The organism is Cupriavidus necator N-1, from assembly GCF_000219215.1.
In the GTDB taxonomy this organism is placed as follows: Bacteria; Pseudomonadota; Gammaproteobacteria; order Burkholderiales; family Burkholderiaceae; genus Cupriavidus; species Cupriavidus necator.
In genome coordinates, this window is record NC_015726.1 from 1,158,359 (window position 1) to 1,171,628 (window position 13,270).

Annotated in this window: 14 protein-coding genes; 9 read left to right on the top strand and 5 right to left on the bottom strand. The window is 67.3% G+C overall.

Translation table 11 applies throughout. The annotated features are described in order from the left end of the window. Positions 1–47 precede the first annotated feature (47 nt). The 8 genes from CNE_RS05495 (at position 48) to ftsB (ending at position 7,609) form a co-directional block, all read left to right on the top strand. A complete protein-coding gene (locus tag CNE_RS05495) occupies positions 48–887 on the top strand; it encodes a transglutaminase family protein (protein ID WP_193351049.1) in 840 nt (279 codons plus the stop codon). A gap of 115 nt (positions 888–1,002) precedes the next feature. Next, entirely contained in the window at positions 1,003–1,824 is an 822-nt protein-coding gene (locus tag CNE_RS05500) for a proteasome-type protease (protein ID WP_013956140.1), read from the top strand. 22 nt (positions 1,825–1,846) lie between these two features. Continuing rightward, entirely contained in the window at positions 1,847–2,653 is an 807-nt protein-coding gene (locus CNE_RS05505) for an alpha/beta fold hydrolase (RefSeq protein WP_013956141.1), read from the top strand. Positions 2,654–2,794: 141 nt separating this feature from the next. Continuing rightward, positions 2,795–4,447 carry a CTP synthase gene (locus CNE_RS05510; RefSeq protein ID WP_010808999.1) on the top strand — a complete coding sequence of 551 codons (1,653 nt, stop codon included), beginning with the start codon at positions 2,795–2,797 and terminating at the stop codon, positions 4,445–4,447. A gap of 28 nt (positions 4,448–4,475) precedes the next feature. Next, positions 4,476–5,345: a 3-deoxy-8-phosphooctulonate synthase gene (gene kdsA / locus CNE_RS05515; RefSeq protein ID WP_010808998.1), complete on the top strand. Its 870-nt coding sequence runs from the start codon at positions 4,476–4,478 to the stop codon at positions 5,343–5,345. Positions 5,346–5,427: 82 nt separating this feature from the next. Further along, positions 5,428–5,721: a DUF1330 domain-containing protein gene (locus CNE_RS05520; RefSeq protein WP_013956142.1), complete on the top strand. Its 294-nt coding sequence runs from the start codon at positions 5,428–5,430 to the stop codon at positions 5,719–5,721. A gap of 88 nt (positions 5,722–5,809) precedes the next feature. Continuing rightward, complete coding sequence (eno, locus tag CNE_RS05525; protein ID WP_013956143.1) at positions 5,810–7,099, top strand: phosphopyruvate hydratase; 1,290 nt, start codon at positions 5,810–5,812, stop codon at positions 7,097–7,099. 168 nt (positions 7,100–7,267) lie between these two features. Further along, positions 7,268–7,609 (top strand): cell division protein FtsB, encoded by a 342-nt coding sequence (gene ftsB / locus CNE_RS05530; protein WP_013956144.1) that lies wholly within the window; start codon positions 7,268–7,270, stop codon positions 7,607–7,609. A gap of 24 nt (positions 7,610–7,633) precedes the next feature. Here the strand turns inward: ftsB and CNE_RS05535 are convergent, their stop codons facing one another. From CNE_RS05535 to CNE_RS05545, 3 genes are all read right to left on the bottom strand, one after another. Beyond that, positions 7,634–8,056: a hypothetical protein gene (locus CNE_RS05535; protein WP_013956145.1), complete on the bottom strand. Its 423-nt coding sequence runs from the start codon at positions 8,054–8,056 to the stop codon at positions 7,634–7,636. A 104-nt stretch (positions 8,057–8,160) separates the two neighbouring features. Further along, positions 8,161–9,162, bottom strand: coding sequence for an Hsp33 family molecular chaperone HslO (gene hslO / locus CNE_RS05540; RefSeq protein ID WP_013956146.1), 1,002 nt, complete (start codon positions 9,160–9,162; stop codon positions 8,161–8,163). A 39-nt stretch (positions 9,163–9,201) separates the two neighbouring features. Continuing rightward, positions 9,202–9,726: a gamma carbonic anhydrase family protein gene (locus CNE_RS05545; protein ID WP_010808992.1), complete on the bottom strand. Its 525-nt coding sequence runs from the start codon at positions 9,724–9,726 to the stop codon at positions 9,202–9,204. Positions 9,727–9,863: 137 nt separating this feature from the next. On the opposite strand from CNE_RS05545, the gene CNE_RS05550 reads away from it, so the two are divergent. After that, positions 9,864–10,745, top strand: a complete 882-nt coding sequence (locus CNE_RS05550; protein ID WP_013956147.1) for a ferritin-like domain-containing protein — start codon at positions 9,864–9,866, stop codon at positions 10,743–10,745. A gap of 17 nt (positions 10,746–10,762) precedes the next feature. Here the strand turns inward: CNE_RS05550 and CNE_RS05555 are convergent, their stop codons facing one another. After that, the gene (locus CNE_RS05555; protein WP_013956148.1) at positions 10,763–11,968 is read right to left on the bottom strand and encodes an MFS transporter; all 1,206 of its coding nucleotides are present in this window, start codon (positions 11,966–11,968) and stop codon (positions 10,763–10,765) included. A gap of 39 nt (positions 11,969–12,007) precedes the next feature. Then, the gene (locus tag CNE_RS05560) at positions 12,008–13,204 is read right to left on the bottom strand and encodes a serine hydrolase domain-containing protein (RefSeq protein ID WP_041227835.1); all 1,197 of its coding nucleotides are present in this window, start codon (positions 13,202–13,204) and stop codon (positions 12,008–12,010) included. Between the last annotated feature and the right edge of the window lie 66 nt (positions 13,205–13,270).

A 13,270-nucleotide genomic window follows, 5' to 3' on the forward strand; every position in this document is an offset into this window, starting at 1 on the left:
GATAGGCCGCCGGCAGCCTCCATGTGCCGCCGCCGCGCCCTGATACCGTGAAATACAAGATCCACCACCATACTGTTTACCGCTACGCCGAGCCGGTGCGCCGCAGCGTGCACGAAGTGCGGCTCGAGCCGCGTTCGGGCCCGCTGCAGACCGTGCACCGCTGGCAACTGGTCGCGCCTGGCAATCCGTCAGCGGCGCATGACGGCTTCGGCAACATCGTGCACAACTTCACGGTGGCCGGACCGACTAGCACCATTTCGATCGAAGCCAGCGGGGAGGTGGAAGTGCTGCAGCCGCATGGCGACCTCGACCGGGACGGCCACCATGCGTTCTGCGACGCACCGCCCCCCGGCGAAGCGCGGGTGTCGCCGCTGTACTTCCTCGGCAGCACGCCACTGACCTCGGCTCCGCCGGAGATGCAGGCGTTTGCCGCACCGTTCCTGGCGGCCGGGCACGAGATTCCGGCGCTGCTGGCGCTGGCCCAGGGGATTGCGGAGCGGGTGCGCTACAAGCCCAACACCACTGACGTCGGCACCTCGGCGGCCGAGGCCTTCAGCCTGGGCAGCGGCGTGTGCCAGGACCAGGCGCAGGTGATGGTGGCGGCGTGCCGGGCGCTGGGTATCCCGGCACGCTATGTGAGCGGATACTTCTACGATCCGGCCGCGATCGAGATGGCCAGCCATGCCTGGGCCGACGTATGCCTGGACCCGGCGCGCGAGGTGTGGTGCAGCGTCGATATCACCCACGGCTGCCTGACCGACGAGCGTCATATACGCCTCGCGGTGGGGCGCGATTACGCGTCGGCTGCACCGGTAAGGGGCATCCTGGAAGGGGGGTCCGGCGAGACGCTTGAAGTCGATGTGAGCATAACGCCGCTTTTTCCCTGATTAGGTGCCTGATTCCAGACAGGGCGCGGTGCCGCGGCGCCGGCGCTAGAATCCGGGGTATGCAGGCCATCGGCTGGCCACTTCCGGCCGCCGCGAAGCACGCCAAAACAAGACCATGACTTACTGTGTAGCCATGCGGCTGGATGCCGGCCTGGTATTCCTGTCCGATTCCCGCACCAATGCGGGGGTAGATGCCATCTCCACGTCGCGCAAGATGACGGTGTTCGAAGAACCCGGCGACCGCGTGATGGTGCTGATGACCGCCGGCAACCTGGCGATCAGCCAGTCGGTGCGCCAGATCCTGGCCGAGAACCATGACGAGAAGCGCTCGCTGTGGACTGCGCGCGACATGTTCGACGCCGCTTCCATCGTCGGCGAGGCGGTGCGCCAGGTGCACAAGCGCGATGCGCATGCGCTGCGCGATGCCGGCATCGAATTCAATGTCAGCCTGATCTTCGGCGGCCAGGTGCGCGGCGAGCGAGTGCGCCTGTTCAACATCTACGCGGCGGGCAATTTTGTCGAGGCCACGCCCGAGAACTGCTATTTCCAGATCGGCGAGGCCAAGTACGGCAAGCCCATCGTCGACCGCGTGGTGCACCCGTCGCTGCCGCTGGCCGAGGGGGCCAAATGCGCGCTGATCTCGATGGATTCGACGCTCAAGTCGAACATCTCGGTCGGCCTGCCGCTGGACCTGCTGGTCTATGAGGCCGATACGCTGTGCGTGACGCGCTTCGTCAACATCGACGAGCGCAACGCCTACTTCCGCATGATCCGCGATACTTGGGGGCAGCGCCTGCGCCAGGTCTTCGGCGAGATCCACAACCCGGAGTGGGATCCGGCCGCGCCCGCCGAATTCTCGCTGGCGCGTCCCGGCGAGGCCGACCGCTGGGGCCAGCCGGTGCGCGCCAAGCGCAATCCGTCGCGTACCCAGGACTGAGGGCCGGGCGAGGAAGCAAGCGATGCGCGAGATCATTCATTTTTCCCATGCCAACGGCTTTCCGGTGACCACCTACCGCAAGCTGTTCGGCGAACTGGACGGCGACTTCGAATTCCGCGCCGTGGACCGCTACGGGCACAAGCCCGAATTCCCGGTGACGCGCGGCTGGCCGCACCTGGTGGAGGAGCTGCTCGGCGAGATTGACCGCCAGTACCGCGAGCCGGTGTGGCTGGTGGGCCATTCGCTGGGCGGCTTCCTGTCGCTGATGGCGGCGCTGCGGCGCCCGGAGCGCGTGCGCGGCGTGGTGATGCTGGATTCGCCGATCATTGCCGGCTGGCGTGCTTCGCTGCTGAAGACCGCCCAGATGTTCGGCATGGACGAAAAGCCCGGCCCGGCGGCGGTGACCAAAAACCGGCGCACCCACTGGCCGGATGCCGAGGCGGTCTGGGAACACTTCCGCGCCAAGCCCAACTTCGCGGTATGGGACCAGGAAGTGCTGCGCGACTACGCCATCCACGGCACCGAGCCGACCGGCAAGGACAACGAGCGGCGGCTGCGCTTTGACCGCGAGGTCGAATACTGGATCTACCGCACGCTGCCGACCAGCCTGGGGCGCAAGGTGGCGCGCGGCGCGCCGGTGCCGGTCGGCTTTGTCGCCGGCACCCGTTCCCGCGAGGTGCGCCAGTGCGGGCTGGGTGCCACCCGCAAGCTGGTCGGTCCGAACCTGCGCTTTATCGAAGGCGGCCATCTGTACCCGATGGAGCGGCCGCAGGAGACAGCGCAGCTGGTGCGCGACCTGATCGGCGCGATGCGCCGCGAGGGGCGCTGAGGCGGGTGTTGCGGCGCATGCGCCGCAACACACCGGAAAACCCTGTTGCAGCCCCGCCGAGGAGGGGTGCTGTCACAATTTCCGGGTCGGCGGGAATCGGGCTCTCATGTATAATCCCGATTTCCCCGGCAAGCTCGGTTTATGACCAAATTCGTCTTCGTCACCGGTGGCGTCGTCTCTTCTCTCGGCAAGGGCATCGCTGCTGCCTCGCTCGCGGCCATTCTTGAGTCGCGCGGCCTCAAAGTCACCCTCCTCAAGCTAGATCCCTACATCAACGTCGATCCCGGCACGATGAGCCCTTTCCAGCATGGCGAGGTGTTTGTCACGGAAGACGGCGCTGAAACCGACCTCGATCTCGGCCACTACGAGCGTTTCGTCTCGGCCAAGATGCGCAAGTCGAACAACTTCACCACGGGCCAGATCTACGAATCGGTGATCCGCAAGGAGCGCCGCGGCGAATACCTGGGCAAGACCGTGCAGGTGATCCCGCATATCACCAACGAGATCCAGGCCTTCGTCGAAAGGGGCGCCGCGGCGTCGCACGACGGCAAGGCCGACGTGGCGCTGGTGGAAATCGGCGGCACCGTGGGTGACATCGAATCGCTGCCGTTCCTGGAAGCCGCGCGCCAGATGAGCCTGCGCATGGGCCGCAACCACTGCGCCTTCGTGCACCTGACGCTGGTGCCGTTCATTGCCAGCGCCGGCGAGCTCAAGACCAAGCCGACCCAGCACTCGGTGCAGAAGCTGCGTGAAATCGGCATCTCGCCGACCGCGCTGCTGTGCCGCGCCGACCGCCCGATCCCGGACGACGAGCGCGCCAAGATTTCGCTGTTCGCCAATATCCCGCAAGACGCCGTGATTTCGGTGTGGGATGCGGACAGCATCTACAAGATCCCGCAGATGCTCAACGAGCAGGGCCTGGACCGCCTGATCTGCGAGGAGCTGCGCCTGGACCCGAAGCCCGCCGACCTGTCGATGTGGCAGAAGCTGGTCAACGCCCAGGAAAATCCCGAGCACGAGATCACCATCGGCATGGTCGGCAAGTACGTCGACCTGACCGAGTCGTACAAGTCGCTGATCGAAGCCCTGCGCCACGCCGGCATGCACACCGCCACGCGCGTCAACATCGAGTACATCGATTCCGAGGAACTGGAATCGGGCCACCTCGAAGTGCTGGCCCCGCTGGATGCCATCCTGGTGCCGGGCGGCTTCGGCAAGCGCGGCACGGAAGGCAAGATCCGCGCGATCCAGTACGCCCGCGAGAACAAGATCCCGTACCTGGGCATCTGCCTGGGCATGCAGCTGGCCGTGATCGAGTTTGCCCGCCACCTGGCCGGCATGACCGATGCCAACTCGACCGAGTTCAACCTGGAAACCGAGCACCCGGTGGTCGCGCTGATCACCGAGTGGGTGGACCGCGAAGGCAAGGTCGAGCAGCGCTCGGCCGATTCCGACCTGGGCGGCACCATGCGCCTGGGCGCCCAGCGCGTGCCGGTCAAGGAAGGCACCAAGGCAGCGACGATCTACGGCGCCGAGGTCAATGAACGCCACCGTCACCGCTACGAGGTCAACAATCACTACGTGCCGACGCTGGAAAAGGCCGGCATGGTGATCTCGGCGCGCACGCCGACCGAAAACCTGCCGGAAATGATGGAGCTGCCCGAGTCGATGCACCCCTGGTTCGTCGGCGTGCAGTTCCACCCGGAATTCACCTCGACGCCGCGCGACGGCCACCCGCTGTTCAAGGCCTACGTCGAAGCCGCGCTGGCCAGCCAGCAGCGCAAGGGCGCGTAAGCCCCGGCGGCAAGCAGGAGAGACAGTCATGAAACTCTGTGGATTCGAGGCCGGCCTCGACAAGCCGTTCTTCCTGATCGCAGGTCCGTGCGTGATCGAGTCGGAGCAGATGGCGCTGGATACGGCCGGCGAGCTCAAGGCCATCACCGCTGAACTGGGCATCCCGTTCATCTACAAGTCGTCGTTCGACAAGGCCAACCGGTCTTCGGGCAAGTCGTTCCGCGGCCTGGGGATGGAAAAGGGCCTGGAGATCCTGGCGACGGTCAAGCGCGAGATCGGCGTGCCGGTGCTGACCGACATCCACGAGATCGACGAGATCAAGCCCGTCGCCGCCGTGGTGGACGTGCTGCAAACGCCGGCCTTCCTGTGCCGCCAGACTGATTTCATTCGTGCCTGCGCTCAGAGCGGCAAGCCGGTGAACATCAAGAAGGGCCAGTTCCTGGCGCCGCATGACATGAAGAACGTGATCGACAAGGCGCGCGACGCCGCGCGCGAAGCCGGTCTGCCCGATGACGTCTTCATGGCCTGCGAGCGTGGTGTCTCGTTCGGCTACAACAACCTGGTGTCCGACATGCGCTCGCTGGCGATCATGCGCGAGACCGGTGCTCCGGTGGTGTTCGACGCCACCCACTCGGTGCAGCTGCCGGGCGGCCAGGGCACCAGCTCGGGCGGCCAGCGCGAGTTCGTGCCGGTACTGTCGCGCGCCGCCGTCGCCACCGGCGTCGCGGGCCTGTTCATGGAAACGCACCCGGACCCGAGCAAGGCCATGTCCGATGGCCCCAACGCGGTGCCGCTGTCGCGCATGAAGGAACTGCTGGCCGTGCTCAAGGACCTGGACACGTTGGTCAAGCGTGCCGGCTTTCTGGAAGACAACTTCGGCTGGCCGGCCTGCGCCTGAGCAGGCCCGGTTTTGTCACCACCGCAATGCCGGTGGTGACAAACCATATCGAAAGACAATACAAAAAATCGGGAGATTTTCCATGGCCGCGGGCTATATCATCGCCTACGTCGACGTGACCGACCCCCAGCAGTACGAAGAGTACAAAGTGCTTTCGAGCAAGGCCATGCAGATCCATGGCGCCGAAGTGCTGGTGCGCGGCGGCAAGACCGAGCCGCTGGAGGGCGAGTGGGCGCCGACCCGCGTCGTGGTGCTGAAATTCCCCAGCTATGAAGCCGCCAAGTCGTTCCACGACGGCGAAGCCTATCGCGCCGCCCGCAAGGCGCGCGAGCACGCGGCAAAGATGAACATGATCGTGGTGGAAGGCGCTGCCTGAGGGTTGTCGGGCAGTTTGACATGCGCCTGACACGGGCACAGCTTGAAGTAATCAGCAGCAGCAAGAATCAACAGTCAGAGAGGAATTCATGAGTGCAATCGTAGATATCATCGGTCGCGAGGTTCTCGACTCGCGCGGCAACCCCACCGTCGAATGCGACGTGCTGCTGGAATCCGGCGTGATGGGCCGCGCAGCGGTGCCGTCGGGTGCGTCGACCGGCTCGCGCGAAGCCATCGAACTGCGTGACGGCGACAAGTCGCGCTACCTGGGCAAGGGCGTGCTGAAGGCCGTCGAGCACATCAACACCGAAATCTCCGAAGCCATCATGGGCCTGGATGCCTCCGAGCAGGCCTTCCTGGACCGCACCCTGATCGACCTCGACGGCACCGAGAACAAGGGCCGCCTGGGCGCCAACGCCATGCTGGCCGTGTCGATGGCCGTGGCCAAGGCCGCCGCTGAAGAAGCCGGCCTGCCGCTGTACCGCTACTTCGGCGGTTCGGGCGCGATGCAACTGCCGGTGCCGATGATGAACATCGTCAACGGCGGCGCGCACGCCAACAACAGCCTGGACATCCAGGAATTCATGATCATGCCGGTGTCGCAGACCAGCTTCCGCGAAGCCCTGCGCTGCGGCGCGGAGATCTTCCACGCGCTGAAGAAGATCCTGGCCGACAAGGGCATGTCCACCGCGGTCGGCGACGAGGGCGGCTTCGCCCCCAACTTCTCGTCCAACGAGGAATGCCTGAACACCGTGGTGCAGGCCATCGAGAAGGCCGGCTACCGCGCCGGTGAAGACGTGCTGCTGGCACTGGACTGCGCCGCCAGCGAGTTCTACCACGAAGGCGAGGGCGTGTACCAGCTGGAGGGCGAAGGCCTGAAGCTGACCTCGACGCAGTTCGCCGACTACCTGGCCAACCTGTGCGACAAGTTCCCGATCGTGTCGATCGAGGACGGCATGGCCGAAGGCGACTGGGACGGCTGGAAGACGCTGACCGAGAAGCTGGGCACGCGCGTGCAGCTGGTGGGCGACGACCTGTTCGTCACCAACACCAAAATCCTGAAGGAAGGCATCGAGAAGGGCATCGGCAACTCGATCCTGATCAAGATCAACCAGATCGGCACCCTGACCGAAACCTTCGCCGCCATCGAGATGGCCAAGCGCGCCGGCTACACCGCCGTGATCTCGCACCGCTCGGGCGAGACCGAAGACAGCACCATCGCCGACATCGCCGTGGGCACCAACGCCGGCCAGATCAAGACCGGCTCGCTGTCGCGCTCGGACCGCATGGCCAAGTACAACCAGCTGCTGCGCATCGAGGAAGACCTGGGCGATATCGCCAGCTACCCGGGCAAGGGCGCGTTCTACAATCTGCGCTGACACCTTGCCCCGTCGTTCCCGCTCGCGCGGGAGCGGCAGCAAGCGGATGGAATGGCGGCGGCCGGGATTCCCTGGCCGCCGCCGTTTTTGTATCGAAATCTGCCTGGCAATTGCCTTATAGGCTGAGTTCGCAGATCATTGTGCGGAATTTCCTGTCCGCCATCTTTCATGCGCCTGATCTCGCTGCTGTTGTTCGTGCTGCTGCTTGCCATCCAGTACCCACTCTGGCTGGGCAAGGGCGGATGGCTGCGCGTGTGGGACCTGAACCGGCAGCTGACCGAGCAGGGCACCCGCACCCAGACGCTCAAGCTGCGCAACGCCAAGCTGGAAGGCGAAGTCGCCGACCTGCAGGACGGCACCGGCGCGATCGAGGAACGTGCCCGCTATGAGCTGGGCATGGTGAAGGAAGGCGAGGTCTTCGTGCAGTTTGTCGCGCCGGCGCCCAAGGTCAGCGCCACGCCGCCGTTGCCGCCGCCGCCGAATTCGGTCGCCGGCAGAGGTGGCCACTAAGAGGCGCCTTGCTTCTCGCTGTCGTCACCACCAGCCGTACGGATAACCGCCCCAGCCCCAGCCGGGCATGCCGACGCTGACGCCGCCGCCCCAGTGGCCGCCACCCCATCCCCCGTAATACAGGTTCCAGCTGGTGTTCGGATAGCCATAAGCCGCGCGCGCGGCCGCGGCCTGCTGGTCGAGCGCGATCACGGCCGCCTGCTCGCGCAGTATCTGCTGGTTCAGCGTGTCGAGCTTCTCCTTGTCGTCGGCCGTCAGCGGCGCTGGCGGGATGGCGTTGGGCGTGAGCCGCGCCGTGGGCGGCGAGCCGTTGACGTCGCGCGGCAGCTCTGCGCAGCCGGCGGCCAGCAGCAGTGCGCCGGTCGCGGCGCAGGCGGCAATGCCGCGCAGCACGGCCGGCACGATGGCGGGAGATTCAGGCAGGGAGGAGGTGGCTCGGGCGGACATGGCTGTTCTCAGGCTCGCTTGCGGCAGTTGGATGCTGCCATCGTACAGCCGTTGGACAGGGCGGCAGGGCGGTTGTTTCCGCCGTGCCGCCCCGCGCCCGCCGCTCAGTGGTGCTGGTGCGCGCCGGCACCGGCGCCGGTGGCGATATGGGTGGCCGAGAACAGCTGGGCGCAGTCGACCGGATCAAACTCATAGCGCAGGCCGCAGAAGTCGCAGTGGATCTCGACCTGGCCGCGCTCGGCGATGATGCCTTCGATCTCTTCCTGGCCCAGCGACTGCAGCATGCCCGCCACCTTGGGGCGCGAGCAAGAGCAATGGAAATGCGGCGTCAGCGGCTCAAACACGCGCAGGCCGGCGGCCTGCAGGTCTTCCCAGAACAGGCGGCGCAGCAGGGTGTCGGGGGTCTCGGCCAGCAGTTCGTCGGCCTTGAGCGTGGCGCCCAGCTGCACGGCGCGGTCCCAGGTGTCCAGGTCCTGCGCGCGGGCATGGCTGGCCAGCGGCGCGCCGGTCTCGCCGACTTCCGCGGTGCCGCCGTAGGCCGGCAGCTTTTGCAGCAGCATGCCGGCGGCGACGTGGTCGTCCGCCGCCAGCCAGAGGCGCGTGTCGAGCTGCTCGGACGCCTGCATGTAGTGCTCCAGCACGGCGCTGATCGAGGCCAGCGGGCCGTGCGCGTCGGCCAGCGGCACTATGCCCTGGTACGCCTGCTGGCCCGGCAGCTTGTCCTTCGGGTCAAGCGTGATGGCAAAGCGGCCGTGGCCGTGGGCGTTGACCATCTGCGCCAGCGTGGCGTCGTCGGCGATGTGCGCGTCCTCGGCCAGCTTGGCGGTGGCGCGCATCGACAGGTCGGACAGGCATTCCACCACCAGCATGCGCACCGGGCCGTCGCCGTGCAGCTGCATCACCAGCGCCCCGTTGAACTTCAGGTTGGCCGACAGCAGCGCCGCGGCGGCCATCATTTCGCCCAGCAGCCGGCGCACCGGTGCGGGGTAGCTGTGGCGGCCCAGCACTTCTTGCCAGGTGGCTTCCATGCGCACCAGCTCGCCGCGCACGGGAGCCGCGTCGAACAGGAATTTCTGCAGGGTGTCGGGGGTGGTGGTATCGGTCACAATAATCTGTCGATGATTCGGTAAGTGCCGCCGCGGTCGTCAGCCGATCCGCTTGAGCTGTTGCTTGTACATGGCCTGCCGGGTGGCGTAGGTCTCGGCGTTGCGGTACAGGTTGGCGACGTCGGCGTCGGTCAGCTGGCGCACCACCTTGGCCGGCGCGCCCAGGATCAGCGAGCGGTCCGGGAAGACCTTGCCTTCGGTCACCACGGCACCGGCGCCGACCAGGCATTCCTTGCCGATCACGGCGCGGTTCAGCACCACGGCCTGGATCCCAATCAGCGAGCCTTCGCCCACAGTGCAGCCATGCAGCATGGCCTGATGGCCGATCGAGACCTTGTCGCCCAGGGTCAGCGGGCAGCCCGGGTCGGTATGCAGCACCGAGCCTTCCTGGATGTTGGTGTCCTCGCCCACCACGATCGGTTCGTTGTCGCCCCGGATCACGACACCGGGCCAGGCGCTGGCGCGGGACTTGAGGGTCACGTTGCCGATGACGGTGGCTTCGGGGGCCACGTAGGCATCGCTGTCGATATTGGGCTTGACATCGCCGAGCTGGTAAAGCGCCATGAGGTCTCCTGCACGAAAGGCTTTTGTTGAAGTGGGGGTTGCCGCCGGACTTTAAAGGGCCAGGGTGGGGTGCGGGCGCGCGGCGCCAAGGCGACTGCGCGGCTTGCCCGGCAGTCGGGCACCGGCCAGGCCCTACAATGGCGGCAGACCCGGATTTTACGCTCATGCCAGAAAAAACACCCGCCGCCGCCTTGCCTGAACCGTCACTTTCGCCGCGCCACCAGGCGCTGGCGGTGCTGTGCATGACGGATCCCCGGCAGAAGTCCGTGGCGGCGCGGGCACTTTACCGCCATGTGACGACGTTGCCGGACGAGGCGCTTGCCGCCGGCGAGGCGATCCAGGCCGGTGCCGGCCAGGCCATTCCCGGCCGCCCCGCGCGGCCGCCGCTGGTGGCGCCGCAGGGCGTCGAGCGGCGCCGCTCGCTGCATACCCCGGCCGGGCGCGCGGCGATGATCCATGCGCTGTGCCATATCGAGTTCAATGCCATCAACCTGGCGCTGGACGCGGCCTGGCGCTTCGCCGGCATGCCGCCCGGCTACTACCGCGACTGGCTGCGCGTGGCCGATGAAGAGGCGTACCACTTCACGCTGCTGGCCGACCACCTTGGCACGCTGGGCGCGGCCTACGGCGACTTCCCTGCCCACAACAGCCTGTGGGAGATGACCGACAAGACCGCCGACGACGTGCTCGCGCGCATGGCGCTGGTGCCGCGCACGCTGGAGGCGCGCGGGCTCGATGCCTCGCCGCCGGTGCGCGCCAGGCTGGCCGGCGCCGGCGACCACGCCGCCGCGGCCATCATCGACATCATCCTGCGCGACGAGGTCGGCCACGTCGCCATCGGCAACCACTGGTACCGCTGGCTGTGCGCGCAGCGCGGCCTGGACCCCGTTGCCACCTACGCGCAGCTGGCCGGGCAGTACCGCGCGCCGAAGCTGCGCGGGCCGTTCAATCTCGAGGCGCGGCGCGCGGCGGGCTTCGATGAAGAGGAACTGGCCTGGCTGGAGGCATCGGCCGGTTAGGCCTGCCGTCCTGTACCTCAGCCGCGCGGCGGAAAGCCATGCCTGCGCGCCGACCAGACCGCCAGCCAGGTGGCGGCGAGCAGGGCAGCCAGCACGGGCGGGAATGCGCCGATCCCGAAGCCATCGAGCAGCAGCCCGCCAATGACGCCGCCGCCGGCGATGGCAATATTCCAGGCCGTGACCAGCATCGACTGGGCCACGTCCGCGGACTTTCCGGCGGTCTTTGCCAGCGCCGTCTGGAACAGCGTGGAAACGCCGCCGAAGCCCAGGCCCCAGATCGCGGCCGCGGCATAGACCACGGCCGGGTGCCCGCCCCCGGCCCCAAGCGCCAGCACCGCAAGCTCGAACAGCAGGGTGCTGGCCAGCGTCAGCGCCCGCAGCCACTGGTCGATCAGTACGCCGGTGATCCAGATGCCGGCGAGCGAGGCCACGCCGAACACGAACAGGACCAGATCAAGCCGTGCCCCGGCGTTGCCGGCTCGCAGGAACGGCGCGATATAGGTGTAGAGGATGTTGTGCGCCAGCACGAAGGCGAGCGTCACGAACAGCACGGGACGCACGCCCGGCACTGTGAACACGCGCGCGATCGGCAGCCGCTGGCCGGCGGGCTGGCCGGCAAAATCCGGCACGCTGGCCAGCACCCAGGCAACCAGGCCCAGCGTCAGCATGCTGATGATGCCGAAGCACGCGCGCCAGCCCATGAGCGCACCGAGGAAGGTCCCGGATGGCACGCCCAGCGACAAGGCCAGGGGGATGCCAACCATCGCGACAGCAATGGCCCGGCCCTTGAGGTGATCGGGAACCATGCGCGCGGCATAGCCAGCCAGCAGCGCCCACAGCAGTCCGGCCGAGACCCCCGCAAGAAAGCGCGCCGCCATCGTCAGGACATAGTTGCCGGACCAGGCCGTCGCGGCGTTGGCGACGGCAAAGCCCGCGATGGCAAGCAGCAGCAGCGGCCGTCGCCGCAGCCCTTGCGTGGCTGCCGTCAGCGGCATGGCGGCTACCAGAGAACCGAAGGCGTAGATGGTGACGAGCTGGCCGGCAAGCGGCTCGGAGATGGCAAGGCCCGCGCCGATCTGCGGCAGCAGCCCTGCCGGCAAGGCCTCGGTCAGGACGGTGATGAAGCCTGCGACGGCAAGCGCAAGCAGTGCCGGAAGCGGTAGCCGCGCAGGCTGGGTGCCCTGCTGTGCATCGTTCGCAAGCGTGTTGGTGGCTGTGGTCATGTTGGCGCCTTGATCAGGGGTGATGCGTTGCGTGGAGGGTTACGCGGCAGCGGGGGCGACACCGTAGACCGCGTCGCGCAGATCGGTGACAAAGCGGCCGGACATGCCCTCGTACAGCGTGTTGGTGAACGCCACCACGCTCAGCCCCTGGCTGCGGTCGACGAACCAGGCGTGGCCGTAGGCGCCGCCCCAGCGCCAGGTGCCGGTGGATTCCGGGGAGCCCGCCCGGCGCGGATCGCGCAGCACCGAGAAGCCCAGCCCGAAGCCGGTTCCCGGCGCATCGGGCAGGTCCAGGCCGCCGGTCTGGTCGCGCGCCATGTCTTCGACCAGGGCGGATGGCAGCAACACGCCGCCGCCCTGGCGCAAGCTTTCCAGCAGGCGCAGGAAGTCTTGCGCCGTGCCCGCCATGCCGGCGCCGCCGGACGGGAAGGCCCGCGCGTTGAAGAGGCGGGCGGGGCTGTAGGGAATGCCAACCGTGCCTTCGAGCACGGGCACGGTTTCGCCTTCGCGCAGGCGGTGCGGGTGCGGGCTGTCATTCACATACGAGGTCGGCACGCGGTGCGCATCGCGTGCCACGAAGCCGGTGTCGTCCATGCCCAGCGGGCCCGTCACCAGCTGGCGCACTGCCGTGTCGAGCGGCGTGCCATGGACGCGCTCGATCAGCGCGCCCAGCACGTCGGTCGCGAGCGAGTAGCCCCACGCGGTACCCGGTTCGTACAGCAAGGGCACGCTCGCGATGCGCCGCAGGTTTTCCGCCAGGCTGATGGTGGTGTCGTCCATGCCGTCGGAGACACCGGCGCGGGCATAGGGTCCGGCTTCGCCGGACTCGAAGAAGCGATAGCCCAGCCCCGCGGTATGGCTCAGCAGCTGCCGCGCCGTGATACGTGCCGGTCGGCCGTCGGCCAGGCGCGGGCAAAATTCGGGCAGCCAACGGTCGATACCCTGGTCAAGGTCGAGATGGCCTTGTGCCACCAGCACCAGTGCAGCCACGGAGACGATCGGCTTGCTTACCGAAGCCAGCCGGAACACCGCATCCATGCGCATCGACTGTCCGCTTTCCCGATCGGCCAGGCCTGCCGCCTGCTGGTAGACCGGTTCGCCGTCACGGCTGACCAGCACGACGGCGCCGACCAGCCGCCGTTGCTCCAGCGCCTGCCGGACCACGACGTCGATGCGCGCATTCAGGGGGGATACATGGGACACACCTGGACGCGGTGCAATCGTGGGGAGGGACACAGCGGAATCCTTGTTCAATGAGTACCCGCTCACGATAAGGACCCGGCCATTAAAGAAAAAGTGGGC